This is a genomic window from Mycobacterium sp. 852002-51163_SCH5372311 (assembly GCF_001667115.1).
In the GTDB taxonomy this organism is placed as follows: Bacteria; Actinomycetota; Actinomycetes; order Mycobacteriales; family Mycobacteriaceae; genus Mycobacterium.
Window position 1 is genome coordinate 40,198 of the sequence record NZ_LZIJ01000180.1, and the last position, 26,201, is coordinate 66,398.

Sequence of the window (26,201 nt, forward strand, 5' to 3'; positions counted from 1 at the left end):
GATAGCAGCCATGTCGTGGGACCACGAAGCCGATGTTGTCGTGCTCGGCAGCGGTGGCGCCGCACTCACCGCCGCACTCACAGCCGCGGTTGCCGGCGTGTCGGTGGAGGTGTACGAGAAGGCCCCGACCGTCGGCGGAACCACCGCGGTCTCGGGTGGCATCGTATGGATCCCTGCCCATAACCGTTGTCCCGACCGGGAATTGACGGTCGACGACGCATTGCGATACCTGCGAGCACAGTCCTTCGGTTCGATGGAAGATGCGTTGGTCGAAACATTCGTACACACCGGCCCCGCGATGCTCGACTTCGTCGAGAAGCACAGTGATCTGCGCTTCGAGATCGCTTCGGGCTTTCCCGACTATCAACCCGAGCTGCCGGGCGGCCAACCGAGCGGTGGCCGGTCGCTGAGCGCAGTTCCCTTCGACATCAGTCAGCTCGGCGAATGGGCCGGTCGGATCACTTCGTTTCCGGCGGATTGGTCGAACGTCGGTTTCGACGCCGAAACCCGCGCGCGTTTACATGCTGATGTCGACGAGCAATCCGGCGACCTGTGCGTGGCCGGGACCGCCCTGATCGCCGGCCTGCTGAAGGGTCTGCTGGATCGAGGGGTCGCACCGCGGACGAACGCACGGGCCGAAGAGCTCATCGTCGACGACGGAGTGGTCACCGGAGTTCGCTTCGCTGGACCGCACGGTAACGTGCGCGCGCGTCGCGGCGTCGTCCTGGGCACCGGTGGGTTCGAGTGGGATCCTGTTCTGGTGCAAGCGTTTCTGCGCGGCCCCATGCACGGCGCGGTGTCGCCGCCGAACAACACCGGCGACGGGCTGCGCATGGCGATGGCCCACGGGGCCGACCTGGCGAACATGGGCGAAGCGTGGTGGGTGCCTATCGTGCAGATCCCGGGCGACACCATTTCGGGCCGGCAGCGCAGCCGCAGTGTGCGACTGGAACGAACGCGCCCACGAAGCATCATGGTCAACCGCGCCGGACGCCGATTCGTCAACGAGGCTTGCGATTACAACTCGATGGCCGGCGCCTTCCACTATCTCGATCCCCGAGGTGGATACGTCAACGACAACGCGTGGATCGTCTTCGACTCAGTTCACTTGCGACGCTATGGATTTCTGGGCGTAGCCGCTGGGGAACCCGTGCCGGACTGGTTTTGCGAGTCCGCTGATCTTGCCGAGTTGGCGGTTAAGACCGGTATCGACGCCGGCGGCCTCACGCGCACCGTCGAGGATTGGAATCGCCATGTCGAAGCGGGCTCGGATCCCGAATTCGGGCGTGGCTCAAGTGCATACGACGGTTACTGGGGTGACGACCAAGCCACCACGCTGGCCGGCAAGACACTCGGCCCGATCGACACCGCCCCCTACTACGCGGTGCCGGTGCGGGTGGGCGCGATGGGTACCAAGGGCGGACCGCGCACCGACCATGACGGCCGCGTCCTGCACGTCAATGGCGAACCGATAGCGGGTTTGTTCGCCGCCGGCAATGCGATGGCCGGTGTGACCGGCCGCGCCTACGGCGGCGCTGGTGGAACCATCGGCCCGGCAATGGTTTTCGGGTACCGCGCAGGGCACGCCGCCGCCACCGGGAAGTCGGTGGACGGGTAGCGCCGAACTGACGCCCTATGGTCCGGAGACCAGCCGTTCGGCGGCGGTATAGGGATCGTCGTGGCCGTCGACCACCGACTCAGCGAGCCGATCGAGATCCGTACTGGTCCGCAGCAGGGTTTGGGCAAGCGACAGGATCTGCGCCCGGGCCCTGGCCAGCCGGCGGGCGCGGCTGTCGGCGCGGTGATGGTCGTCGATCGCGGCCATCAACTCCGCAATGCCTTCTCCGCGGGCAGCGACCAGGCTGACGATCGGGGCTTTGGTCTCGGCTCGCAGGTCACGTACCGTCTGCTCGGCGCCGTCCCGGTCGGCCTTGTTGACCGCCACGATGTCGGCGACTTCCAGCACACCCGCCTTGGCGGCCTGGACAGCGTCGCCGGCCCCAGGGTTGAGGACGACGACAGTCGGGTCTGCAACGGCGGCAATCTCGATCTCCGACTGCCCCACCCCCACGGTCTCCAACAGGACGACGTGGTACCCGATCGCACCCAGCAGGCGGATGGCCGCAGGAACCGCGGCCGCCAGACCGCCGATATGGCCGCGAGTCGCAACCGAACGAATCAGTACGTCAGAGTCGTTGATGTGTGCGGCCATTCGTATCCGGTCGCCCAGCAGCGCGCCACCGCTGAAGGGCGACGACGGATCCACGGCGAGCACGGCGACCCGGCAGCCACGCTGCCGGTAGGCGCCGACCAGGGCCGCGATCGTCGTCGACTTGCCCGCGCCCGGCGGCCCGGTGATACCGATAACCCGGGCGTCGCGGATATCGGGGGCACTGAGGCTTTGCAATACCTCGTCGCGGCGGTCGCCCTCGACGAGACTGAGCAGCCGACCCGCTGCGCGCGGGGATCCGTTGCGCGCATTGGCAATTAGATCGGCTATCTCCATTTCGGGTCCATCGTGCCCAATTGTCCCCTTAGGGCGCAGCTACCTCGATGACGGAGGCGGATCCCATGCCGCCGCCCGCACACATCGCCGCGACCCCGATTCCGCCGCCGCGGCGACGTAGCTCGTACACGAGGGTGACGAGCATCCTGGCACCGGTTGCCGCCACTGGGTGTCCCAGCGAGCAGCCGCTGCCGCTGACATTCACCTTGTCGGGGTCCAGGTCGAGCATCTTGACGGTAGCCACACACATTGCCGCGAACGCTTCGTTGATCTCAAACAGATCGACGTCGGAGATCGAAAGACCGCCCCTGCCAAGCGCTTTCGGGATCGCATCCACCGGCGCCAAGCCCGTCGACGCGGGATCGACACCGACTGAGGCCCAGGACACCACCCGAGCCAGGGCGGGCAGTCCCAGCTGGTCGCTGGCAATGGTGAGGACGGCGGCGCCGTCGTTGGCGCCGCAGGAGTTACCGGCGGTGATGGAAAAGCCGTCGATTTCGGGATGCAGCGGTTTGAGGGCGGCCAGCTTCTCCATGCTGGTGTCGCGACGGGGGTGCTCGTCGACCGAGAACAGCCCGTGCGGCGTCTCGATTGAGACTATCTCCTCCTTGAAGCGACCCTCGTCGATCGCGGTAATGGCGTTCTGATGCGACCGCAACGCCCACGCGTCCATTTCCTCACGGGTTACGCCGGCTTTGACCGCGGCATTCCAGCCCACGGTGATCGACATGTCCATGTTGGGCGCGTCGGGCCGGTCGGGATGGGTCGGTGGGAACCAATCGACCCACTCACCGTCCACCTGAAACCGAGACCGCGGTGTCGTGGACGCCGAGTTCACCCCGCCGGCGATGATCAGCTGATCCATGCCCGCGCGCACACTGGCCGCCGCGCTCTGCACCGCCGCTTGGCCGGCCGCGCAGTGCCGATTGTTGGCTAGGCCGGGAACCGTCGGCAGGCCGGCGGTGATTGCCGCATGCCGGGCGACCACGCCGCCGCCGTACAGGCCTTCTCCCAGGATCACGTCGTCGACCTGCGCCGGGTCCAGATCTTGCGCGGCTTCCGTAATCACGTGGTTGGCCAGGTCGAACGCGGTGGTGTCGCGCAAGGTTCCCTTTCGGGCGGTTCCGATGGGGGTGCGCAGCGCGGACACGATGACAGCTTCAGGCACAGGTCTTCTCCACTTCGGCGGGCACTTCAATGTGCATGTGCGGGGGCGCAGAGCCATCCGCAGATTATGAGAACACTATTCTCTCAGGCTGAGAGTATGAGTTGCAAGGCGGGGCACGTTTCTGGGCGAGCAGACGCAAAAGCCCCATTTCGTGCCCAAATGAGGAGCTTTTGCGTCTGCTCGCCATACTGGCTGCCATGGCTCAGCGGGAAGGAACGATCGCGGTCCCCGGTGGGAATGTCTGGTTCAAACGGGTCGGCGGCGGCGCCGGTCGCCCACTGCTCGCGGTGCACGGCGGGCCGGGCTTACCCCACAACTACATAACTGCACTGGAACGCCTGGCCGACGAGCGGGAAATCATCCTCTGGGATCAGCTCGGCTGCGGGAAATCCGAATGGCCAACCGACGCGTCGCTCTGGACAATGGAACGCTCGGTGGCCGAAATGAGCTCGGTGGCAGATGGTCTCGGGTTCGACGGCTTTCACATCTTCGGCAACTCGTGGGGCGGTATGCTGGCACAGCAGTATGTGTTGGACGCCGCGCCCAGGGCCGCGAGTCTCGTCATCTCCAACAGCATTGCGTCCATACCGAAGTTCTCGGATATGGTGGCCCGCTTGAAGTCTGGGCTGGATCCGGCAACCCAAGCCGCGATCGACCATCATGAAGCCGCCGGAACCACCGCGTCCCCCGAATACCAAAGCGCGATCAGAACCTGGAACGAGAGATACCTGTGCCGGCTGTGGCCCTGGCCCGACGAACTCGAGGAAGCCTACAGAGGCATGGGAACCGAGGTCTTCGAAACCCTGTTCGGGCCGAGCGACTTTCACATCGTCGGAACGATCCGTGACTGGGACGTGTTCGCCCGGCTGAGCGAAATCGCCCTGCCCACACTGCTGATCGCGGGCAGGTTCGATCAGTGCGCGCCGGAGCACATGTGGGAAATGCACGAGCGGATCAAAGGGTCCCGGTTCGAGTTGTTCGAATCCAGCTCGCACATGCCTTTCATCGAAGAGCCGGACCGCTTCGATCAGGTGATGCGAGAGTTCCTGCGGCAGCACGACTTTTGATCGCGCGAGCAGCTGGAATCCTCCAAGCGGGCAAGCTCAGTTCTTCGACGAGTTCAGCTTGGTGATGATCGACTTGAAGTCGTCGGTGGTAAACGACTGATGCTCGGCCGACAGGGCATAGTCCAGGCTGGCGAGCACGGCGCGCTCCAGGTGAATGTTGAGCACCCGCTTGGTGGCTTCCACAGCTTGCTGCGGCAGCTCCATGATGCGCTTCGCGCAGCCCATCGCCTCGGCGACCGGATCGGCGACCACATGGTTGGCCAGGCCGAGTTCGACGGCCCGTTCGGCGCGAATTCGCGTGCCGGTCAACGCGTATTCCTTCGCCAGCATCAGGCTGATGTGCAGCGGCCAGGTCAGTGGTCCGCCGTCGGCGGCCACCAGTCCCACCTGGACATGTGGGTCGGCGAGGTAGGCATCTTCGGCGATATAGACGATATCGCTGAGGGCCACCAGGCTGCAGCCGAGTCCCACCGCCGGACCGTTGACCGCAGCCACCACGGGAATTCGGCACCGGGCCATGCCCAACACGATCTCGCGCCCGTCGCGGATGGTCTTGGCTCGCAGATCGGCGTCTTGTGCCAGTTCGGCGAGATAGGAAAAGTCGCCACCGGCCGAGAATGCCCGGCCCGCACCGGTAATCACCGCCGCACGGGCCGTCGGATCGTCGGTCAACCGCTGCCAGAGCCGTGCCAGTCCGACGTGCAGATTGTCGTTGACCGCATTCAGGGCGTCCGGCCGGTTGAGGGTGATGATCCGCAGCCCGCCATCGGCGCGCACATCGATTTCACTTGGCATGTCGTACATTTCAGACCCCCAGTCCCAGAATCCGCGACGCGATGATGTTCTTCTGAATTTGCGATGTCCCGCCCATGACGCTCTGCGCCCGGCTATACAGGTAAGCGCTGAGCAGGTCCGGGTCTCGGGTTCCGGCGACCGCCACAGCGGCGTGCCCGACGGACTGTTCGACCCAGGTCATCAGCAGTTTGTCGAGCGATCCCTCGGGGCCATGCGAGACGCCGTCCAGCTGTTCGGACAGCCGCCTGCGGACATGATGAGTCAGCATCTCGGACTGGACCGCTGCCCATGCGAGTTCTTCGGGTACCGGGCCTTCATTACGCGCCAACAGGTCTCGGACGAGCTTGCCGTATCTTGCCGCGTAGCCAAGGGTGGACGGTTCGCGTTCGTGGCCGACGACGGTCATGGCAACCGCCCAGCCGTCACCGGGAGCGCCGACCATCCGGTCCGCGGGTACCGTCGCGCCGTCGAAGAACACCTGGCCGAACTCGTTGGTCACACCGTTCATCATGCGCAGCGGACGTTGTTGAATGCCAGGCTGTTTCATTGATATCACGAACGCTGACAGCCCGCGGTGCCGTTTGGCTTCGCGGTCGGTGCGTGCCAGCAACAGGCACCAGTCGGCGACGTCGGAATAGCTGGTCCAGATCTTGTGCCCATGCACCACATAATGGTCGCCCTCGCGGGTGGCGGTGGTGGTCAGCGACGCCAGATCCGAGCCGGCGCCGGGCTCGCTGAAGCCCTGACACCACCGCTCGCTGCCGTTGATGATGCCCGGCAGGAAGCGCCGGCGTAGTTCGTCGCTGCCGTGGCGGCCGATGCCGTAGACCAGGTAGCCGACGCTGGGGCGGGGCGGAGCGCCGGCGCGTACCAGCTCTTCGTCGACGATGACGTCGTATACCGGCGGCAGTTCCTGCCCGCCGTAGTCGCGGGGCCAGGACAACCCGAAGAAGCCGTTATCGTAGAGGGCCCTATGCCAGTCGGCCATCCGCACCCAATACTCGTCGCCGGAGCCGGAGAACTCCTTGGCGTGCAACGAAAGCCAAGATCGTAGCCGTTCGCGGAAGGCGGCCTCGTCGGCCGAGTCACGAAAGTCCAAGGTCGATCTCCTTCAGCGTTACCGGCCACAGTTCGGTCGACGTCAGCGCGCGGCGCAAATAGACGTGCGCCAGGCAGTCCCACGTGTTGCCGATCCCGCCGTGCACCTGCACGGCGGTCTCGCAGACGGTTCGGGCGGCGCGCGCGCAGTAGATCTTCGCCACCCGCGCGGCCCGGATGGCTTCGGCCGGTTCCAGTTCGTCGACCGCCCAGGCCGCATGGCGCAGCACGCTCACCGCACCTTCGATCAACGCCAAAGACTCGGCGAGTAGATGGGCAATCGCTTGGTACGACCCGATCGTATTGCCATACTGCTCGCGGATTTTCGCGTAGTCACAGGCCAAGGCGTGCGCACCACGCGCATCGCCGACCAGATCCGCCGTCGTGGCCACCAGCGCGAGGGCCAGCCACCGCCCGGCCGCCTCTTCGGATACCTCGCCGATGGCCTGCGGCGTTCCCGCGATGACCGCCTCGGCTCTGGTCAAATCCGCGCCGCCACTAGCGGTGTCCAGATCGGCGGCCAGGACGGTGGCACCGGAGAGCAGCAGTACGCGTCGAGACCCGCGAGCGTCGATCGCGCGATCGTCGACAGCCACGGTCGTCGGCTGCGTGGCATCCGCCCCGATGTGGCGGGCCAGATCGTCGGCGAGCACCGGTCCGAGGAACGGGGCGTCCACCAGCCGGCGCCCGAATTCCTCTGCGACTATTGCCACTTCGACGCCGGAGGCCCCGTCGGAGCGCAATGCTCGCCAGCCGGTAGTCGCAATCTGCCTGTCCAGCCGGGTGATTCGAGCCGCGTCGTCGAGATCCTGCACCGCAGCGGGTCCAAGATCGTCGGCCAGCTTTGCGGCGGCGTCTCGTAACTGCTGCTGTTCAGCTGTCAGACGTACATCCATAGCGCTCCTTGAGAAGTCGGCGCAGCACCTTGCCTGAGGGCAGGCGCGGAATATCGTTCACGAACACGACGCGGCTCAGGCGCTTGTAGGATGCCAGCTTCTGGTCCACCACGGCCATCAGCTCGGCGGCCTCGACGGGCGCGCGCGGCGCGACCGCAGCGACAACCGCGTCCCCGTTTTCCCCGTCCGGAACACCGAACACCGCACAGTCTTTGACGGCCGGATGGCCGTGCAGCACCATTTCGATTTCGGCCGGCGCCACCTGGAAGCCGCGCACCTTGATCATCTCCTTGAGGCGGTCGGTGATCCGCAGCCAGCCGTCGGCGTCCAGCCAGCCGACGTCCCCGGTCCGGTACCAGCCATCGCACATCGACTCCATGGTCGCCTCGGCCGGCAGGTAGCCGGCCATCAGCGAATCCGACCTTGCCTGGATCTCGCCGACCTCGCCGGGCCCTACCGGCGCACCGGTTTTCAGCGACACCACCCTCAACTGCACACCGCGCACCGCTGGTCCGACGGTGTCCAGGCGCGCCTTATCCAGCGGGTTGCACGCGATGACCGGGAGTTCCGTGGTGCCGTACGCGGGCACCCAGCCGATGCCCGTGCGCCGTGTCACCGTTTCGGCGATGCTTGCGCTGACCGGCGTCGCGCCCCACATGATGAATCGCAACGACGAGAGATCGTAGGACTCCAGATCCGGGTGTGAGGCGATGGCCAGGGCGATTGGAGCAACCGCCATTTCTACCGTGATGCGGTCCTTTTCGATGCATCGCAGCATCCGCTCGAGGTCGAATCGCCGGTGCAGCCGCATCCAGGCGCCGGTGCGCAGCGCGGTGAGGATGTTGAGCATGCCCAGAATGTGTGACGGCGGCGTGGCGATCTGGATACGGTCACGGTCGGTCAGCTCCAGCGCCCCGCGCCAATGCCGTACGGCCGCGTCCAGCGACACGTGGGTGTGACGGACGGCCTTGGGCAGACCGGTGGTGCCGGAACTGAACACCAGCAACGCGTCACGGTCCGGCGGCGGGGACGCAGCAGGAGGTCCTGCGGCGGCGACCGGTTCGTCCAGGTGCAGCATCGGCATCAAGCCGGCCAGCACCGGATGGTCGCCGACCGCATGGCTGGGGTCCGTCAGCGCCAACGCATGGTCCACCTCGTCGCGCTTCCATGCGGGGCTGAGGAGCACCGCTGCTGCGCCGAGCCGCCAGATTGCCAGCACGACTGCGACGAACTCCGGCCGGTTGGAGGCCATCACCGCGACCCGGTTGCCTGCGCCCGCGCCCATCCTGGCCAGCGCTGAGACGAGCCCGTCGGCCAATGCATCGAGCTCGGGCATGCTGAAACGCCGCTCGCCGCACACCAGCACAGTCGGCTCAGTCACGTCCCGTCCTTCCTCGGCAGGCCTGGCTGTCCCGACATCCCTACTCTTGAGAAGATACTATCGCTGAGAGAGAATACTATTCTCTATACTGAAGAACGCAAGTACGGGAAGGGGTGGTCTCGGTGACGACCCTGATCATCGAGGAGACGCCACGGGTGACAGCTCCGTTGAACGGCGGCACCGTAACGATCCACCTCGACCGCAAGAAGGTGACGGTCCCGCTTGTTCCCGGCGAGACGCTGCTGGAAAGCGCGCGGCGGGCCGGCCTCGACCCGCCGTTCAACTGCGAGGCCGGTAACTGCGGCACCTGCATCGCCAGGCTCAGCGAGGGCCACGCGACGATGCGGGTCAACGACGCACTCGAAGACGACGAGGTGGCCGACGGCTACATTCTGACGTGCCAAGGCGTACCCGATACGCCTTCGATCACGGTGCACTACGAGTAGTCGAAGAGCAGTCGCAGAGAGGCGGCGAAATGGCCAAGGGGATCATCCACGTCGAGACTCGACCCAGTTCGCCCGATCGCGATCAGGAATACAACACCTGGTACAACGAGGTACACCTTCCCGAACTCGTGGCGCTGGACGGATTCGTCTCGGCGCGTCGGCTGCGCCCGGTCGACGGCGACGGACCCTACCTCGCGCTCTACGAGATCGAGGGCGATGACCTGCAGGCGATCCTGGACAACATGCGGGCCAACGCACGGCGGCTGCACATGTCCGACGCCTTGCAGCTGGATCCGCCGCCGGTGATGCGGTTACTCGAGGTGACGACGGAGTACCGGCGCTGACCCGCGTGCATCCTGGGCTTTGGATGTGAATCCTGGGCTTTGGCGGTGAAGCCTGGGCGGGATTCCGGCCAGCTTTCCGCCCAGGCTTCACCGCCAAAGCCCAGGCTTCACAATCAAAGCCTGGGCCTCACAATCAAAGCCGGGGCCTCACAATCAAAGCTGGGGGTTCAGCTCAATCCACGCCCAGCTGTGGCGGCGGCCGATACTCGGGCTGATAGCCGCCCACGTGGATCGGGTTGCCGACGAGCCGGAAATCACCTGCCTGCACAACCACTTCCGGTGTCGCTTTGAGTGCTTCGGGCAGCGTCCGTACGGCGGCCGCGGGCACGCCGAGCGGACGCAAGCGCCGCTCCCAGCCGACGGCGGTGTCTGTGGCCAGCGCCGCGGCGACCAGCGCCAGGACTTCGTCGCGGTTGGCCACCCGTTGGGTCATCGTTTGGAAGCCGTCGATATTCGCCTCGGCGGCAAATGATTTCCAGAACCCGTCGTGCGTGATGAACAGCGCCAGGTAGCCGTCAGCGGTCGGGAAGAGCTGCGCCGGAACATAATATGAATGCGCACCGTATGGCCGGCGCTGCGGCTCGGTACCGTCGTTGAGGTAGGCGGCGGCATGGTAGTTGAGCTGCGAGAGCATGACGTCGCGCAGTGAGACGTCCACTTGGCCGCCCTGGCCGGAGACAATCTTGGCCAAAAGCCCCAGCGCCGCGGTCATTCCGGTGGAGTTGTCGGCCGAGGAGTAACCAGGCAGCGTCGGCGGACCGTCCGGTTCTCCCGTGAGTGCGGCGGTTCCGACCGCCGCCTGAACCACATAGTCGAATGCCGGATCGTCGCCGCCGTACAGACCGAAGCCGGTGATCGCCACACAGACGATCCGCTCGTTCCAGCGCCGCAACGCCTCGTAGGTGAGGCCCAGTCGGTGGATGGCGGACGGTTTGAGGTTCACCAGCAGCGCCTGTGCATCGGTCACCAGCTCACCCAGGCATTGTTGTCCCGCATCGGAATTCAGGTCGAGGCAGATGCTGGACTTGTTGCGGTTGAGGCTGGCGAAGTAGCTGTCTCCTACGCTGCGGGAGATCTCGCCGCCGGGCGGCTCGATCTTGATCACCTCTGCGCCGAGGTCGGCGAGCAGCATGGTGGCATAGGGTCCGGCGAGCATGGTGCCAACCTCGAGGATCCGGATGCCCGCCAGCGGCGCGCTGGATGTCACCGCAACTCCGTTGCGAGCGCGGCGATCATCTCCCGCGTCCGGCGTTTGGACGCGACGAGTTCGTCACGGTTGTCGCCGATCGGCAAGAGCCGCACCGACAGGTCGGTGACGCCGGCGTCGGCGAACGAACGGAATCGCCGCAGAATCTGTTCCGAGTCACCAGCCGCGCAGATGTCGCCGACGTCTTTCGCGTCGCCGTAGCCGAGCAACCGTTGATAGTTCGGCGATACCTCGGCCTCCCCCAGGATCCGGTTGGCTCGCTCCCGGGCGGCGTCGACTTCGGTTGCGCTGCAGAGGCAGACGGGAATTCCGGCGACGATGCGTGGGGCCGGGCGTCCCGCGTTGTCGGCGGCCTTGGTGATGCGTGGCACCACGTGCTCGGCCACGGCGCGTTCGTCGGCCATCCACAGCACGGTGCCATCGGCATGCTCGCCGGCGATGGTGAGCATCACGGGCCCGAGCGCCGCAACCAAGACCGGCAGCGGCGCCACCGGGGCGAGGTCGAGCGGGTTGTGCACCCTGAAGGTGTCGTTCTCGACGTCGACTGGACCTGGATTTGCGAAGGCGGCGTGCAGCACCTGGAGATAATCCCGGGTGTAGGCGGCGGGCCGCTGGTAGGGAATGCCGAGCATGTCGTCGACGATCCAGTGGTGCGATGGCCCGACGCCGAGCACCAGACGGCCGCCGGTGGCGGCATGCACCGATAAGGCCTGACGAGCCAAGGCAATTGGATGCTGGGCCTGCAGCGGTACGACGGCGGTGCCCAGTTCGATCCGGCTGGTGCGGGCACCCATCAGGGCCACCGCCACCAGCGCGTCGAAGTCGTTGGGGATCTGCGGAATCCAGGCGCTGTCCAGGCCCGCGGTTTCGGCCCAGTCAATGTCTGCCAGCATCCGGGTGACCTTGCGCGCCGAATCACCGCGTTCCGGGCCGACCATTACTCCGATGCGCACGATTCCTCCGGGGCTGATTGCGAAGCGGGTTCTGCCGTGCCGGTCAACGCGCGGATGTCGCGCACCAGGTCGTCCAGCGATGTCCCGGTGGGGAATACCGCTGCGGCGCCGGCGGATAGCAGCTTGGGCACGTCGGCATGCGGGATGGTCCCGCCGACGACGACGGCTATGTCTGCCGCGTCGGCCGCGCGCAACGCCTCGATGGTGCGCGCGGTGAGCGCGAGGTGAGCGCCGGACAGGATGCTCAGGCCCACGACGGCCACGTCTTCCTGAACGGCGATCGACGCGATGTCTTCGATGCGCTGGCGGATACCGGTGTAGATGACCTCGAACCCGGCATCGCGCAAGGTGCGCGCGACGATCTTGGCGCCACGGTCGTGCCCGTCGAGTCCGGGTTTGGCCACCAGAATCCGAACCGCCATCAAAACACCACCGGTTGCTGGAATTCGCCCCACACGTCCTTCAGCGCGGAAACCATCTCACCGATCGTGCAGTAGGCGTTGGCGCAGTCGATCAGCTTGGGCATCAGATTGTCGGTTGCCTCGGCGCCGCGCGCCAGGGCTGCCAAGGTGGATTGCACTGCGCCGCTGTTTCTTTCGGCCTTCACCTTGGAGAGGCGCTTGAGCTGCAAGTCGCGGCCTTCGGCGTCGAGTTCGTAGGTGACGATGTCGGGCTCAGGCTCCTCGGAGACGAACCGGTTGACTCCGACCACCGGCCGGGTACCGCCCTCGATCTCCTGATGCATTCGGTAGGCTTCGTCGGCGATCAGGCCCTGCAGGTAGCCATCCTCGATCGCGTTGACCATCCCGCCGTGGCGTTCCAGGTCATCCATGATCTCGATGATGCGGGCCTCGGTGGCGTCGGTCAGCGCCTCGACGAAATACGAACCGCCGAGCGGGTCGGCGACGCGCGCGACACCGGTTTCGTGGGCCAGGATCTGTTGGGTGCGCAGCGCCAGCGTGGTGGACTCCTCGGTGGGCAGCGCGAACGGTTCGTCCCAGGCAGCGGTGAACATCGACTGCACGCCGCCCAGTACCGCCGCCATCGCCTCGTAAGCCACTCGCACCAGGTTGTTCTGTGCCTGCGGGGCATACAGCGATGCGCCGCCGCATACGCAACCGAAGCGGAACATCGACGCCTTGTCCGTCGTCGCGCCGTAGCGTTCTCGCACGATGGTTGCCCAACGCCGCCGTCCCGCACGGTATTTTGCGACTTCTTCGAAGAAGTCGCCATGCGTGTAGAAGAAGAACGAGATCTGCGGGGCGAACTGGTCGATCGTCATGCGACCGCGTTCCACCACGGTGTCGCAATAGGTGACGCCGTCGGCCAGAGTGAACGCCATCTCCTGGACCGCGGTAGCCCCGGCGTCGCGGAAGTGCGCCCCGGCCACCGAGATCGCGTTGAATTTGGGCACCTCGGCCGCGCAGAACTCGATGGTGTCGGCGATCAACCGCAGCGACGGCTCCGGCGGCCAGATCCAGGTACCGCGCGAGGCGTACTCCTTGAGGATGTCGTTCTGAATGGTGCCGGTGAGCTTGGCCCGCGGGATCTCTTTGCGTTCGGCGGCTGCCACGTAGAACGCGAGCAGGATCGCCGCCGTGCCGTTGATCGTCATACTGGTGCTGAGCTTGTCCAGCGGAATGCCGTCGAAGAGGATCTCGAAGTCCGCCAGCGTGTCCACCGCCACGCCGACGCGCCCGACTTCCTCGCTCACCTCGGGATCGTCGGAGTCGAACCCGCACTGGGTGGGCAGGTCGAGCGCCACCGATAGCCCCGTGCCGCCCTGTTCCAGCAGGTAGCGGTAGCGGCGATTGGATTCCTCGGCGGTCCCGAAGCCGGAGTACTGCCGGAACGTCCAGAGCTTGCCGCGGTACCCGGACGCGAAGTTACCCCGGGTGAAGGGGAACTCCCCCGGCGGTGGAGGCTCGGTCCTGCGGTCCTCCGGGCCGTATACCGGCGCCAGCGGAATGCCCGACGCCGTCTGGGCTGCATTATCCATCAGTGGATAACGTACTTGCAAAAAAAGAGAATGCCAATACCGTATCGCTGACCTGGACAAACACCACAATGCAGCAGCCGCCAGCGCCCCTTTAGGCTGCTCTTGACAACGGAGGTCGACATGGCGGTATCCCACCCATCCGAAGCGGACATCGACGCCGCGGTCAGGCACTTCGGTTTCCACCTAGACGCGGACGGGCGACGGAACTACGCAGCGGTCATGGCGACCACGTTGATGTCGTACGACGTAGTCGACCAGCTCTACGACAAGGTCGCCCGCCCCCAGCCCCCCGAGCGTGGCTATCGATTCCCCGCGCCGGCCGACAATCCGCTCGGAGCCTGGTATGTCACCACCGAGATCGCCTCGGGCGCCGAGGGCCCGCTGTCCGGCCGAGCAGTGGCGATCAAGGACAACATCGCCGTCGCAGGGATTCCGATGATGAACGGATCTCGCGTGGTGGAAGGCTTCATTCCCAGCCGCGACGCGACCGTTGTAGAACGGCTGCTCGATGCCGGCGCGATGATTGCCGGCAAGAGCGTCTGCGAGGATTTATGCTGCTCGGGATCCAGCTTCACCTCGGCCAGCGGGCCGGTGCGCAACCCCTGGGACCGCAAGCGTGAGGCGGGCGGATCGTCCAGCGGCAGTGGCGCTCTGGTGGCCAGCGGTGCCGTGGAGCTGGCTCTCGGAGGTGACCAGGGCGGCTCGGTTCGGATTCCGGCGTCGCTGTGCGGCATCGTCGGGCTCAAGCCCACATATGGCCTGGTGCCGTACACGGGAGCGTTTCCGATCGAGCGGACGCTCGATCACTTGGGCCCGATGACTCGCACGGTGGCGGACGCCGCCCTTCTGCTCACGGTGCTTGCCGGTCCCGACGGGCACGACCCACGTCAGGGGGTTGACCTGCCCGCGGTCGACTACAGGGCCGCGCTGACCGGCGATGTGACCGGGTTGAGGGTGGGCCTTCTCGTCGAGGGTTTCGGGCAGCCGGGTGCGCTGCCGGAGGTCGACGAGCTGGTCCGGTCGGCGGCCCACCGGTTGACCGAGATCGGCTGCACGGTAAGCGAAGTCAGCGTTCCGTGGCACCGGAAGGCACTTCACGTCTTCGCGGTAATCTTCACCGACGGTGCCACCTACCAGATGCTCGAGGGCAACGGTTACGGATTGGGCGTAGACGGACTCTACGACCCAGAACTGATGGCGCACTTCGCAAGCCGGCGGGCCAGTATGTCCGATCAATGCGCAGTCACGATCAAGGCAACAGCGGTGGCCGGTTATTACGGCCTGAACCAGCTTGGCGGTGTGTCCTATGCGAAGGCGCGTAATCTGTTGCCGCACTTGCGTGCCGCCTACGACGCGGCGCTGACGCAACACGACGTACTGATGATGCCCACCGTTCCCGGTACGGCCGACACGTTGCCCGAGGGCAGCCCTTCGGATTTCGCACTGCTCGAACGCGCGCTCGGCAAGGCGTTCAACACCTCGCCGTTTAATGTCACCGGGCATCCGGCGATTTCGGTTCCCGCTGGCCTGGTCGGTGGTCTTCCTGTGGGAATGATGCTGGTGGGCAAGAGATTCGACGACGCCACCCTGCTGACGGTCGCCGATGCGTTTGAAACTCTTTGCGGCGGCTTCCCCAGTCCGTAGCGCACGGCGCGCGGCCGATTCCAGTGTGCACTGAAGGCTTTCATTGTGTACTGAGGGTTTTCAGTGTGAATGTAGGACGGGATTCGGCTCGGATTTCCGCCCAGGATTCACAACCGAAGCCGTGGATTCACAACCGAAGCCGTGGATTCACAACCAAAGCCCGAGACTACGACTGGCGCCGCGGCCGAGCGCCAACCTCACCTGTCACTGTAATCGCGGGAGGAGAGTGTGTGACTTCTCTGTCCACCTCTGAGCGACTAATCGCTGTTGCTGCAACGGTTTTCGCTTCAATGCAAGCAATTTTGGCTGTGTGCGACGGAATGAACGCTCGGGCTGTCCAATCTGCCGCGGTGCAGAGTTTGCTGCGGCGCGAGCGCTTCAAACGCGCCGAGCTCGTGCCGCTAAGCCCGGCACAGGATTTCGCCGTTGGGAATCGCCAGCCAGCCGTCTGGCGCAGCGGCCCAGGCCAGCCACGCCGCGGAGATCTCTTCGAGGTCAGCAACAGACGCCATACCCGATTCGATCAGTTGACGCGACAAGTCGGACTGAAGAACGCGATCCGCCCACATCCCGCCCCACCATTCGCGGGTTTCATCCGTTGCGTAGCACCACATGCTGCCGGTGGGCGTGATGTCGTCGAAGCCGGCCGCACGCGCCCAGGACAGCAGTCGCCGGCCCGCGTCCGGTTCGCCGCCGTTGGCGCGAGCCGCGCGTCGATAAAAATCCAACCAGCGATCGAGAGCCGGAAGCTGCGGAAACCAGATGAAACCCGCATAGTCGGCGTCGCGGGCGGCCACGATTCCACCCGGGCCGCACACCCGTCGCATCTCGCGCAGCGCCTGCACTGGGTCGGCCACGTGCTGCAGCACCTGGTGAGCATGGACGACGTCGAAAGTGTCGTCCGGAAAATCGAGCGCGTGCACGTCGGAGATCACGAACGACACGTTCGATACGCCTCGCGCCTGCGCCTCGGCGCGGGCGAGGTTCAGTGCGGCGTCAGTCGGCTCGACGGCCGTCACCGATCCCGGTGCGACCCGGTCGGCGAGGTCGACAGTGATCGTCCCAGGGCCACAACCGATGTCGAGCAGGGACATCCCCGGCCGTAGGCAGGGGAGCAGGTAGCCGGCGGAATTCTCTGCCGTGCGTTGCCGGTGACCACGCAGCACCGACTCGTGATGTCCGTGCGTGTAGGTAGCCCGGGGCTGCTCGTTCATGGCGTGAGCTTACCGCCTCTTACCCGTATCTTGGGATAGCTATCTTATTATATGAGATCGCTAGTCCACCGGCGCGTTGAGATGTGGCCGGTCGACGCCGGCGCCGGGCCCGTCGAAATGCCACCACTCACCCTGATAGACGGTCAGTCCCCCGTAGTTCATCGCGTCTCGCAGCCGCTTGCGGTTCGCCACGGCCGCTGCGCTCATACCCTGTGTCGCGAAAGCGTTTGCGCGTGAGGAAAAGTCGTCGAAGTCGGTGCCCATGTCGGCCAGGCAGGGCCCGTCCGGCTCTTGACGCTCCGGCGGGCATGGTGTCTGCGGGAAGGCGAATGTCACGTCCACTGACCGGCCCGCTTCGTGGCTGTGCGCATACGGTCCGGGACGTGCCACCCAGGCTGGGTTGGGGACGACGTTGAACATCTTGATCTGGACGTCATGCGGCCGGTAGCAGTCCCAGAACACCAGCCTCTGCCCCTGCGGGCGAAGCGCCGTCGCGGCGGCAGCCAGACCGGGGGCCATCGATTCGTGCACGAGGCATCTTGCGTCGGCGGGATAAAGCTGCGTGTGGGTGAAATTGTTCGTGGTGGCGTAACGCAAATCGACGATGGCGTCGGGAACCACAGTGCGGACGTCGACGAGCCCGGCAGCGTGCGCCGCGTCGCTCACCGGCGGTACACCGGGACCCGAGGGATCAGCAGCGACAACCGACAGAGCCAGCGGCGCAATCGGTCCCACGCAGACCAAAACCAGAAGCACCCTTCGGAAAAAGCTCATTCCGGTATTGTCCGCCAGCCGATGTCGCCGTCGGCGTAACGGCACGAGCTGGTGTTGCCGTCCAGACACCCGTTGCCAAATGGAGGCCATGTGGCGTAGGGAGAAACACATGCGCATGAGTCTGATCGCGAACCTATCCAACAAATCCCCCGTCGACAGCTGCGTCCGGGAGCTGACCAAGGCACGTGACGACGGCTTTGCCCGTCTCTGGATGACGCAGATGCCATTCGACGTCGACCTGCTCACCGTGCTTGCCGTCGCGATGCATGAGGTAAGCGACATCCAGGTCGCGAGTGGAGTCGTACCGATCCAGAACCAGCATCCGATGCTGATGGCCCAACGTGCGCTGACGCTCAACCTCATCGCGGGCGGGCGATTCACCCTCGGTTTGGGGGTCACCCACCGCACGGTGACCGAGGGAATGTGGGGAATCTCCTGGGATCGCTCGGTTCGACGCTTGCGCGAGTTCCTTGACGGCCTGCTTCCGTTGCTCGCCGGCGAACCCGTCAACGCGACGGGCGAAATGCTGACAACCCGGGGTGCTCTACAGATTTCTGGCGCACCAACACCGGAGGTGTACATCGCGGCACTGGGACCGCAGATGCTCCGACTGGCCGGCCGGCGCACCGCCGGAACGATCACCTGGATGACCGGGCCGAAAACGCTCAAGGAGCACATCGTGCCTACCCTGCACGCGGCGGCCGCCGACGCCGAGCGCCCCGAGGCAGCTGTCAGCGTTGCCGCCGCACTCCCCCTCGCCGTCACCGACGACGTGGCCGCGGTGCGGTCACTGGCGGCCGAGCAGTTCGCCATGTACGGCCACCTGCCCTCCTACCGGGCGATGCTGGATCGCGAAGGCTATGCCGGACCGGAGGACGCAGCGCTGATCGGTGACGAGGCCGCGGTCCGTGACAGGCTCGACGAAGTGCGCGCGGCCGGAGTCGACGAGTTCGTCGCGATCCCCTTCGACCCATCGGCCGAGGGGCGGGACAGGACACGAACATTCTTGCGCGACTGGGCTTCTCGATCAGCCTGAGTCACGGTACCCGATCGCGGATTAGCTACTGTCCGAGCAGCTTTCGCTTCTGCGCCTCATAGTCGGAGTTGGAAAGCACGCCGCTGTCCCGCAGTTGCATCAGTTCGGTGAGCCGGTCCAACGGGTTGGCCTGTTCTTGCATCCACCGCTCACGCCTGTCGAAAGTGGCTTGGTTAGCCGCATTTCGCGCCTCAGCGGAGTGATCGAAGACCACCTTACGGTGATCGGACGGGTCGTATAGCACGGGAACTAACCAGTCCATGCGGGGGCGGTCCGCCTCCCATAGCCACGCTTCGAGACTGGCTTCGAATGGGGTTTCGCCGTCGGGCTGCACCCGCACCGTCATCGTCCAAAGCGCGCGCGTGGCTTCGGTGGGCGGGGTCTGATAAAACGGGTCCGACGTTTGGTAGAGACCAGAAATTTTGCGACGCGTCGACAAAACCATAGCCATCGCCGGCTTTCCGTGCTGGCGTAGCTTGCGTTCCAGCCGCCGACTACCGATACCGAACACGTGGCCCTCGCTCTCAGTCGGCTAAGGCTACGACAGGCATCGCAGGCGACCGATCGGCTCTCCCTTAGGCATTTCGCGCCCGACCGACTCCGAGATCTTATCGCAATCTTAGATTTCCCTTATTTTCCTTATTTTTGGGTGTAATGTCGTTTCGGCACGTCCCGAACTGAAGGGAGCGCGGTGAACGAGCTCGGCGAACGCGCGGTTGTGTGTGGAGCGGGGATGGCGGGATTACTTGCCGCCCGGGTTCTCGCGGAGTTCTACCGGACCGTGACAATCGTCGAACGTGATCGGCTGCCCAGCGGTGCCGCCCATCGCCAAGGAGTGCCTCAGGGTCGGCACTTTCACGCCCTGTCGATCGGCGGCTCGCACATACTGGGGCGGTTGTTCCCCGGTCTGCTCGACGAACTCGAGGCCGCCGGCGCGACGGTCTGCGCCGACGGCAACCTGTCACGGGTCTCTTTTCGGGCGGGAGGACACGAACTCAACCGGTCCGGCCAGTTCGCTGACCCGGCTGCGGTGGTGATGATCCTTGTCAGCCGTCCGCTGTTGGAATGCGCTGTCCGACAACGTGTGCGCGGCATCGCGAACGTGGTCTTCATGGACAGTCATGACGTCGTCGGGCCTGTTGCTTTGCGGCCCTCACAGATCACGGGAGCTCGGGTCGTCGATCGCGACACAGGTGCGGAGACTGTTCTGGATGCCGACCTGGTGATCGATGCAATGGGCCGCAGCGCACGCACACCGGCGTTGCTGGAGAACCTGGGCTATGGCCGGCCTGTCGAGCAGCGCGCGGTGATGCATGGCAGCTATTCCAGCCAGCTATTGCGCATCCCGGACGGAATGATCGCCGAACGATTGATCTTCGTCTGCCCGGAAGCGACTCGACCGACCGGCGGGGCACTGGCGGCGTATGAAAACGGCACCTGGATGCTCTCGGTCGGATGCGTCGACGGGCGCCAACCGCCCAGGGACCTGGCCGGCATGATCGGCTTGTCCGCGCAGTTCGCACCGCCTGCCGTCGCGGCGGCGTTGCGCGCCGGCCAGCCGGTGGGGGAAGTGGCGGTTATCCACCACCGCGGCGTATGGCGACGCTTCGACAAGATGGCGGCATTGCCCAACCGCCTGCTGGTGTTCGGCGACGCGATATGCAGCCTCAACCCGATCTACGGCCAGGGCATGACGTTGGCGCTGTTGGAAGCGGCCGCGTTGCGCGACTGTCTGTCAGACGGAGATGCCGACCTGAGCGCGCGATTCCTCCAAGCCGCCGCTGGACGGATCCGTCCCGTCTGGGCGTCGAACCAAGCCAACGATCTCTACATGACCAAGCCGGATGGCCGGCGGTCGTTATCGCAAAGGCTGGTCACCTGGCGCATCGACAAGACACTCGCCGCGGCCGAGAACGACCCCGCGCTTACTGAGAGAATCTTCCGGGTGACGCAGTTCATCGACCCGCCTTCGGCGCTCCAGCGCCCCAACTTGATGACGAGTCTCGCAAGCTTGCGGCCACGAGCACGCCGACACGTGCAATCAACGCTCAGGGGGTTCGCATTGTGAACGCGCGCAACTAGCACCAGGAACGAGGCTGATGGATACCGACCTGCCAATCACCGACGACGCTGCCGCTCTGCGCGAGATCGAATCGATCAAGCAGCTCAAGGCACGCTACTGCCGCTTCCTGGACAACAAAGAGTGGGACAGCTGGCGGCAGCTATTTGCCGACGACTTCGTCAGCGACACCGCACAAGCGGGTGGCAAAGTGATTCACGGCGCCGACGATTTCGTCGCCTTCACCCGCAAAAACCTCGAGGGCCCTTCGCATCCCACCGCGCACCAGGTGCACGCCCCAGAGATCGAGCTGGTATCGCCGGCGACTGCCCGCGGCGTGTGGGCCCTGGAGGATGTAGTCCGCCTGGCGCCGGGCGTGAACCTGCGCGGCTACGGCCACTACCACGAAACCTACGCGAAGGTCGACGGGCAGTGGGTGTTCAAGAGCTCCAAGTTGACTCGAGTTCGAGAAGACATTTTCAATCCCTTTGTCTCCGTGTATATCTCGCAGCGCATCCGCAAAGTGCTGATGCTGGCAGCACGCCGCGTGGTGAAGTGACCGGTGCGGTTCAACCGCATCGGGGCAGTCGTAGTGTTGCCCGACTATAGTTGCCTGTGTTACCGGCACCGGCTCGCACAACAGGGAGAAGCCGATGATCGGCACCGCGTCTGACGCGGCAGCGGACAATCCGCGTGATTGCTTCACGAACCCTCCAGTCGTTCTGCTGTCGGGTGAAACCGGACTTCCGCGAGAGCTGCTCGGCAACAAAGGCTACGGCGTCGACGTGATGCGTCGTCACGGCCTGCCCGTGCCACCGGCGTTCTGCATCACCACCGAGGTGTGCCGACGGTACTTCGTCGACCCCGACCACACCATCGAAACCATCTGGAACGACGTCCTGTCGGCAATGCGATGGCTCGAGAACGAGACCGCACGCAGCTTTGGTACCGGGCCACGTCCCCTGTTGGTCAGCGTCCGCAGCGGTGGCGCCCAATCCATGCCGGGCATGCTGGACACAGTGCTGAATCTTGGCATCGACAACACCGTTTACGCCTCACTAGCGGAATCGTTCACCAGCAGTTTCGCCGCTGACACCCGCGAGCGCTTCCGCAGCTTGTATCGGCGGGTTGTGGTTGCGGACCAGAACACCGGTATTCCCGACGACCCGTACGCGCAACTCAGGGGCGCGATCGAAGCCGTCTTCAGATCCTGGCACTCGTCTCGGGCACAGAGCTATCGGCGTCACCACGATATGGACGACGCCGGCGGCACCGCGGTTGTGGTGCAGGCCATGGTGTTTGGCAACCTCGATGCCAACACGTCAGGTAGCGGGGTTTTGTTCTCCCGCAATCCGATGACCGGTGCTGACGAACCGTTCGGAGAATGGCTGGCCGGCGGCCAAGGAGCCGACGTCGTCTCGGGCACCAAGGACTGTCAGCCCGTCAGTGCGCTACGCGCCGCGCTGCCCGGCGTGTACGAAGAATTGGTCACGGCCGCAGCCACTCTCGAGCGGCTCGGCCGCGACGTGCAAGACATCGAATTCACCGTCGAGGAAGGCCGGCTCTGGCTGCTGCAAATGCGCAGCGCCAAACGTTCCGCGCAGGCCGCCGTCCGGCTCGCACTCAAACTGTACGAAGAGGGAGTCGTCGACGCTGGCGAGGCACTGCGACGCGTCCACCCCGCGCACGTGGAAGCGTTGTTGTTGCCGTCGCTGCAGCCCGAAACGCGTTTCAGCGCAACGCTGCTCGCCAAAGGCCTACCCGCCTGCCCCGGGGTGGCGTCCGGGCGGGTCTACTCCGACGTCGGGGCTGCCATCGACGCCGCCGAACGAGGCGAAGACGTCATCCTGGTACGGCCCGATACCAGCCCCGACGACGTACAAGGCATGCTCGCCGCACGCGCCATCGTCACCGAGGTCGGCGGTGCCACCTCACATGCGGCAATCGTGAGCCGCGAGATCGGCCGTCCCGCGGTCGTCGGGTGCGGAGCGGGGATTGCCACCGCCCTCGACGGAAAACTGGTCACCGTCGACGGCACCGAAGGTGAAGTCCGAGAAGGTATTCTCGAGCTTCGCGCGTGGTCGATCACTGACTCCCCGGATCTGCAGCAATTGGCCGACCTGGCGCGCCGGGTCAGCCCGCTTCGCGCTCATGCCGAAGGCAATTACCCTCGGCTCCAAGATAATTCCGACGCAACCGTGCGAGAAGCGCTGGCCGCGGGGCACACCGATGTCGTCTCCGGCAATCCGCTGATAGCCATGCTGGCTGCGGTCCGGGCTGCGGACGAGGTAGACATCGGTGCTTGAGCTGAAAGTCTTACAAGCCGTGCGCCTCAAGGGCAGGGTCGCACCGGCAGATCTCGCCACCACGATTGACGAGGATCCCACTGCAATCTCTGAAACCGTTGGCGCACTGAGCGATTCGGGTCTCTTGGTGGCGGGCAAGACGGTGCGATTGTCTCCGCAAGGCCGCGAAAGGCTGGCCGAGCTGCTCAGTCAGGAACGCTCATCGGCAGACGTGGCCGCCATTCTGGCGGAGTATGAGAAGTTCCGCGATGTCAACGCGGAATTCAAGTCTTTGGTAACGGACTGGCAGATCAAAGACGGTGAGCCCAATGACCATCAAGACCCTGGGTACGACGGCGAAGTTCTGGCCCAGCTGGACGACGTACACAAAAAGGTGCTGCCAATCATCGGCGCGATAGCTCGGCAACTGCCGCGGCTCGGTTTCTACGCCGACAAGCTGAACAACTCGTACAAGAAAATTCGCGACGGCGACACAACCTGGCTGGCGCGGCCGCTCATCGACTCCTACCACACCGTCTGGTTCGAGCTACACGAAGAACTGATCATCGCCGCCGGGCTGACGCGCGGCGGTGAAGCGGCCGCCGGTCACGCGCAGTAGCTGGGGGCTTGCTCCGCGCGTCTGTCCAATTACTGGTGGCCAGGGGCGGGATCGAACCGCCGACCTTCCGCTTTTCAGGCGGGCGGAATGGCGACTGAGCTGCGCCTTAGCAACGTTCATGCGTCAAATGTGGCGCGCTGAGCGCGTCTGACGCAGGCATTCCGTCCGACGATCGGACACAAACCGGACACGGTGACAGCACTCCCGACAGGGAACCCTTGATCGCCCGTCACTCGATGATGCGCGCCGAGGGCTCCCGGGGAGTAGGTACTCGATGCCCAACATCTCGGCGCCGACCGTGCGCTCGACTCGCACGACGCCGGAGCAACCCCCTCTTGGACCGACCACAACCCGAACGGCCAGCCGGAACACGGCCGGAGCCGCGGACGCCGGTAGACCGCGAGTGGCCGAGGCCGCCAAGGCCGCAGGGCGCGAGAGCGACAGCGGTCGGTCGGACGGCGGTAGCGGCGTAGGCCGTGTTCCGGCTGGGACCAACGGGCTTGTTATATGTCCCAAAAGTGTCCGCGACATCGTCGATGACGGAGTTAACGCGGATTTGTCGGCCGCGGATGCCTTGGGACTGCGGTTCCCAAGTCCCGAGAGGGTGGCCTCGGCGGCAGCACTGTTTGAACCGGCGCAGCCGTGGGCTTCCGGCCGAGACCGGCTTGGCGTCGAACCTGAATCTGGCCGCTTCAAGATCACCATCGGCCCTGGTGTCGTCCGCCTTGGCTGGACCAGACCCGTTCACGTAGAGAAAACGTCTGAGCGCGCCGTCGAACGACACCGCCTAGACGTAGCCAACGAAGTGGATCGGATTAAGGCCGGCCGGGACATGCCCGATCCGCCTGGCCGCACGATCACCGAATGGTCTCGCAAATCACGGGCTGCGATGTGCCGCACTTTTGCCGAGCTCGACTACACGCCATTGGTGGAAAGCGGGCGTGTGCCTGCGATGGTAACGCTGACCTATCCCGGTGACTGGCAATCCGTTGCGCCTGACGGGGCTAGCGTCAAGCGGCACATGGTCCTGTGGCGCAAGCGGTTTCAGCGCGAGTTCGGCGAACCGGCCCGGTACATCTGGAAACTCGAATTTCAGCGCCGCGGTGCACCGCACATTCACCTGTGGATGACTCCCCCACATGCCGTCGGCCGATCGGGCAGCAAATTCCGGGATTGGCTGTCGCAAGAGTGGGCGGACATCGTTGGCCATCCCGATGCGGAGCAACGCGCGCGCCACACGCTGGCCGGCACTGCCATCGACATTCTGAACGGATTGCGCGCCTGCGACCCCAAACGGCTGGCAATCTACTTCACCAAACACTCATCACCGAATCATTTGGGCGACAAAGAATACCAGCACATCGTTCCGGAAGCCTGGCGGCGGCCGGGCCACGGGCCGGGTCGCTTTTGGGGCGTCCATGGGCTGCAACGAGGAACCGCAGTCGTGGAGATCGCTCAGGACGTGTACCTGACGGGTCGTCGGATCATTCGTCGCTGGTCTCGCTCCCAAGCCGCGTACGGCGATTGCACGCGACGCTTCCCCACTGCGATCGTTCCGCGAATGGCGCGTGTCGCAGTTCGACGAGTCGACAATCAGACCGGCAAAGTACGCCACCGCAAGGCCCGCCGACGACGACTCCTGTGCGACCAAGGCGGACTTGCCGGTGGCTACGTGCTTGTGGGTGACGGACCAGCGTTCGCATCCCAGCTTGCAGCGGCTATCGACAAGCTAGGGATAGTCTGACTGCCGAAATCCAGCAATGCTCGATAAATTGCCCGACTTGGCCTGGGCAATCATATATGTCTCATCTGGTTCTCCGGTCCCCCGTTTGTGTCGCGGATAGTGGAACCGCAGCGCGGCTTGTGCCCTAATGGTGCTTGCGTCGTTGAGTGGAATTCTGCGCCTAGTCAAATCCGGCTAGGGTAAGTTTCAACGCTTGTTTCAACTGGACGTCGAGTGGTGGATTCGTGTTGGGGTCCGTATTGAGCCAGCGCCCAAGTACGGTTGCTGCGGTGGCTAAGCCGGTGTGGACCAGCAGCGTAGGGCGAATGTCGGTTGCCCCGTCGACACTCATGCGCATTGCGACCAGTTGGATCAGGTGGCGGTCGTCATCTTCGCTTATGAGCGCTGATTTGTTCATCAGATCAGGCGCGGTCAGGATGGCTTGTCGCCAAGGCGTCGCGTGCTGATCTGTTCTGCCCACGATGTTTTCAACGATCAGGTTGATAAACGCCTCGGCGGCTGATTCGTCCGAGGGTCGAGCGCTGTATGACGCAACGACGTTGGCGACCGCTTGCCGGATGGGTGCGACAAGAAGACTTTCCTTGGTGGGTGCGTACCGGAAATACGTACTGATGGAGACTCCGGCGGTGGCGGCGATATCTTCGGTCGTCACGGCGGCGAATCCGCGTTCAGCGAATAGCCTATGTGCGGCGTCGAGGATTTGGGCGCGCAGCTCGGCGCGGCGTCGGTCTCGTAACGAACCGGCGTTTGGCAGCGACATGCGGTCATCTCCTTCGATCTGACGCTCGACTCTTTCAAGCGATGCGGTCAGCGACTAAGTGCCAGATCTCGGGCGAGTTCGACGCGTCGACAACTTCTCGCGTGGGAACCTTGTCGCGGTCAAGGACGTGCTGACCGCCTCGGTGAAGTCGTCGTCGCCACCGGCAACCATGTGACCAGTACCGGGTGACATCCGATGTTTCGGTG

At 64.9% G+C, this 26,201-nt stretch carries 25 protein-coding genes; 11 read left to right on the forward strand and 14 right to left on the reverse strand.

Annotation, left to right across the window (positions count from 1 at the left end):
* Positions 1-10 precede the first annotated feature (10 nt).
* Positions 11-1,618, forward strand: coding sequence for an FAD-dependent oxidoreductase (locus tag A5791_RS20860; protein ID WP_067240884.1), 1,608 nt, complete (start codon positions 11-13; stop codon positions 1,616-1,618).
* Between the two features lie 15 nt (positions 1,619-1,633).
* Here the strand turns inward: A5791_RS20860 and meaB are convergent, their stop codons facing one another.
* Together meaB and A5791_RS20870 are read right to left on the reverse strand one after the other, a co-directional pair.
* Complete coding sequence (gene meaB, locus A5791_RS20865; protein ID WP_067240887.1) at positions 1,634-2,506, reverse strand: methylmalonyl Co-A mutase-associated GTPase MeaB; 873 nt, start codon at positions 2,504-2,506, stop codon at positions 1,634-1,636.
* Positions 2,507-2,534: 28 nt separating this feature from the next.
* Positions 2,535-3,674: a thiolase family protein gene (locus tag A5791_RS20870; RefSeq protein ID WP_067240889.1), complete on the reverse strand. Its 1,140-nt coding sequence runs from the start codon at positions 3,672-3,674 to the stop codon at positions 2,535-2,537.
* A 197-nt stretch (positions 3,675-3,871) separates the two neighbouring features.
* Here A5791_RS20870 and A5791_RS20875 point away from each other — a divergent pair, with 197 nt between their 5' ends.
* Entirely contained in the window at positions 3,872-4,741 is an 870-nt protein-coding gene (locus tag A5791_RS20875) for a proline iminopeptidase-family hydrolase (RefSeq protein ID WP_067240891.1), read from the forward strand.
* 36 nt (positions 4,742-4,777) lie between these two features.
* Here A5791_RS20875 and A5791_RS20880 read toward each other — a convergent pair whose 3' ends face one another.
* The 4 genes from A5791_RS20880 to A5791_RS20895 are packed head-to-tail and all read right to left on the reverse strand — an operon-like array spanning position 4,778 to position 8,911.
* A complete protein-coding gene (locus tag A5791_RS20880; RefSeq protein ID WP_067240893.1) occupies positions 4,778-5,545 on the reverse strand; it encodes an enoyl-CoA hydratase/isomerase family protein in 768 nt (255 codons plus the stop codon).
* Position 5,546: 1 nt separating this feature from the next.
* Positions 5,547-6,635, reverse strand: a complete 1,089-nt coding sequence (locus A5791_RS20885; RefSeq protein WP_067240895.1) for an acyl-CoA dehydrogenase family protein — start codon at positions 6,633-6,635, stop codon at positions 5,547-5,549.
* Positions 6,622-7,530, reverse strand: a complete 909-nt coding sequence (locus A5791_RS20890) for an acyl-CoA dehydrogenase family protein (protein ID WP_067240897.1) — start codon at positions 7,528-7,530, stop codon at positions 6,622-6,624. The genes A5791_RS20885 and A5791_RS20890 overlap by 14 nt, the downstream gene beginning before the upstream one ends.
* Complete coding sequence (locus A5791_RS20895) at positions 7,508-8,911, reverse strand: class I adenylate-forming enzyme family protein (protein ID WP_067240899.1); 1,404 nt, start codon at positions 8,909-8,911, stop codon at positions 7,508-7,510. The genes A5791_RS20890 and A5791_RS20895 overlap by 23 nt, the downstream gene beginning before the upstream one ends.
* Positions 8,912-9,033: 122 nt before the next feature.
* Between A5791_RS20895 and A5791_RS20900 the strand changes: the two genes are divergently transcribed.
* Positions 9,034-9,357 carry a 2Fe-2S iron-sulfur cluster-binding protein gene (locus A5791_RS20900; protein ID WP_067240938.1) on the forward strand — a complete coding sequence of 108 codons (324 nt, stop codon included), beginning with the start codon at positions 9,034-9,036 and terminating at the stop codon, positions 9,355-9,357.
* 29 nt (positions 9,358-9,386) lie between these two features.
* Entirely contained in the window at positions 9,387-9,701 is a 315-nt protein-coding gene (locus A5791_RS20905; protein ID WP_067240901.1) for a DUF4286 family protein, read from the forward strand.
* 172 nt (positions 9,702-9,873) lie between these two features.
* Here A5791_RS20905 and A5791_RS20910 read toward each other — a convergent pair whose 3' ends face one another.
* The 4 genes from A5791_RS20910 to A5791_RS20925 are packed head-to-tail and all read right to left on the reverse strand — an operon-like array spanning position 9,874 to position 13,860.
* Complete coding sequence (locus tag A5791_RS20910) at positions 9,874-10,908, reverse strand: CaiB/BaiF CoA-transferase family protein (protein ID WP_082967053.1); 1,035 nt, start codon at positions 10,906-10,908, stop codon at positions 9,874-9,876.
* Complete coding sequence (locus tag A5791_RS20915) at positions 10,905-11,861, reverse strand: LLM class F420-dependent oxidoreductase (protein ID WP_067240904.1); 957 nt, start codon at positions 11,859-11,861, stop codon at positions 10,905-10,907. The genes A5791_RS20910 and A5791_RS20915 overlap by 4 nt, the downstream gene beginning before the upstream one ends.
* Positions 11,846-12,283, reverse strand: a complete 438-nt coding sequence (locus tag A5791_RS20920) for a cobalamin-dependent protein (protein WP_067240906.1) — start codon at positions 12,281-12,283, stop codon at positions 11,846-11,848. Before A5791_RS20920 ends, A5791_RS20915 begins: the two co-directional genes overlap by 16 nt.
* Complete coding sequence (locus tag A5791_RS20925; RefSeq protein WP_067240908.1) at positions 12,283-13,860, reverse strand: methylmalonyl-CoA mutase family protein; 1,578 nt, start codon at positions 13,858-13,860, stop codon at positions 12,283-12,285. Before A5791_RS20925 ends, A5791_RS20920 begins: the two co-directional genes overlap by 1 nt.
* 120 nt (positions 13,861-13,980) lie before the next feature.
* On the opposite strand from A5791_RS20925, the gene A5791_RS20930 reads away from it, so the two are divergent.
* A complete protein-coding gene (locus A5791_RS20930) occupies positions 13,981-15,504 on the forward strand; it encodes an amidase (protein ID WP_067240910.1) in 1,524 nt (507 codons plus the stop codon).
* A gap of 401 nt (positions 15,505-15,905) precedes the next feature.
* Here the strand turns inward: A5791_RS20930 and A5791_RS20935 are convergent, their stop codons facing one another.
* Both A5791_RS20935 and A5791_RS20940 read right to left on the reverse strand, forming a co-directional pair.
* The gene (locus A5791_RS20935; RefSeq protein ID WP_067240911.1) at positions 15,906-16,718 is read right to left on the reverse strand and encodes a class I SAM-dependent methyltransferase; all 813 of its coding nucleotides are present in this window, start codon (positions 16,716-16,718) and stop codon (positions 15,906-15,908) included.
* A 60-nt stretch (positions 16,719-16,778) separates the two neighbouring features.
* A complete protein-coding gene (locus A5791_RS20940; protein WP_067240913.1) occupies positions 16,779-17,492 on the reverse strand; it encodes a M15 family metallopeptidase in 714 nt (237 codons plus the stop codon).
* Between the two features lie 109 nt (positions 17,493-17,601).
* On the opposite strand from A5791_RS20940, the gene A5791_RS20945 reads away from it, so the two are divergent.
* Positions 17,602-18,528 carry a TIGR03564 family F420-dependent LLM class oxidoreductase gene (locus A5791_RS20945; RefSeq protein ID WP_067240915.1) on the forward strand — a complete coding sequence of 309 codons (927 nt, stop codon included), beginning with the start codon at positions 17,602-17,604 and terminating at the stop codon, positions 18,526-18,528.
* Positions 18,529-18,553: 25 nt separating this feature from the next.
* Here A5791_RS20945 and A5791_RS20950 read toward each other — a convergent pair whose 3' ends face one another.
* Positions 18,554-18,874 carry an SHOCT domain-containing protein gene (locus A5791_RS20950; RefSeq protein WP_156661531.1) on the reverse strand — a complete coding sequence of 107 codons (321 nt, stop codon included), beginning with the start codon at positions 18,872-18,874 and terminating at the stop codon, positions 18,554-18,556.
* A 345-nt stretch (positions 18,875-19,219) separates the two neighbouring features.
* Between A5791_RS20950 and A5791_RS20955 the strand changes: the two genes are divergently transcribed.
* From A5791_RS20955 to A5791_RS27780, 5 genes are all read left to right on the forward strand, one after another.
* On the forward strand, positions 19,220-20,596 hold the full coding sequence (locus A5791_RS20955) for an NAD(P)/FAD-dependent oxidoreductase (protein WP_067240919.1): 1,377 nt from the start codon (positions 19,220-19,222) through the stop codon (positions 20,594-20,596).
* Positions 20,597-20,627: 31 nt separating this feature from the next.
* On the forward strand, positions 20,628-21,146 hold the full coding sequence (locus tag A5791_RS20960; RefSeq protein WP_156661532.1) for a nuclear transport factor 2 family protein: 519 nt from the start codon (positions 20,628-20,630) through the stop codon (positions 21,144-21,146).
* 94 nt (positions 21,147-21,240) lie between these two features.
* Positions 21,241-22,893, forward strand: coding sequence for a pyruvate, phosphate dikinase (locus tag A5791_RS20965; protein WP_067240921.1), 1,653 nt, complete (start codon positions 21,241-21,243; stop codon positions 22,891-22,893).
* Positions 22,886-23,491: a hypothetical protein gene (locus A5791_RS20970; protein ID WP_067240923.1), complete on the forward strand. Its 606-nt coding sequence runs from the start codon at positions 22,886-22,888 to the stop codon at positions 23,489-23,491. The genes A5791_RS20965 and A5791_RS20970 overlap by 8 nt, the downstream gene beginning before the upstream one ends.
* Positions 23,492-23,765: 274 nt before the next feature.
* Positions 23,766-25,235 carry a hypothetical protein gene (locus A5791_RS27780; protein WP_067240925.1) on the forward strand — a complete coding sequence of 490 codons (1,470 nt, stop codon included), beginning with the start codon at positions 23,766-23,768 and terminating at the stop codon, positions 25,233-25,235.
* A 160-nt stretch (positions 25,236-25,395) separates the two neighbouring features.
* Here A5791_RS27780 and A5791_RS20980 read toward each other — a convergent pair whose 3' ends face one another.
* Entirely contained in the window at positions 25,396-25,995 is a 600-nt protein-coding gene (locus A5791_RS20980) for a TetR family transcriptional regulator (protein ID WP_067240927.1), read from the reverse strand.
* Between the last annotated feature and the right edge of the window lie 206 nt (positions 25,996-26,201).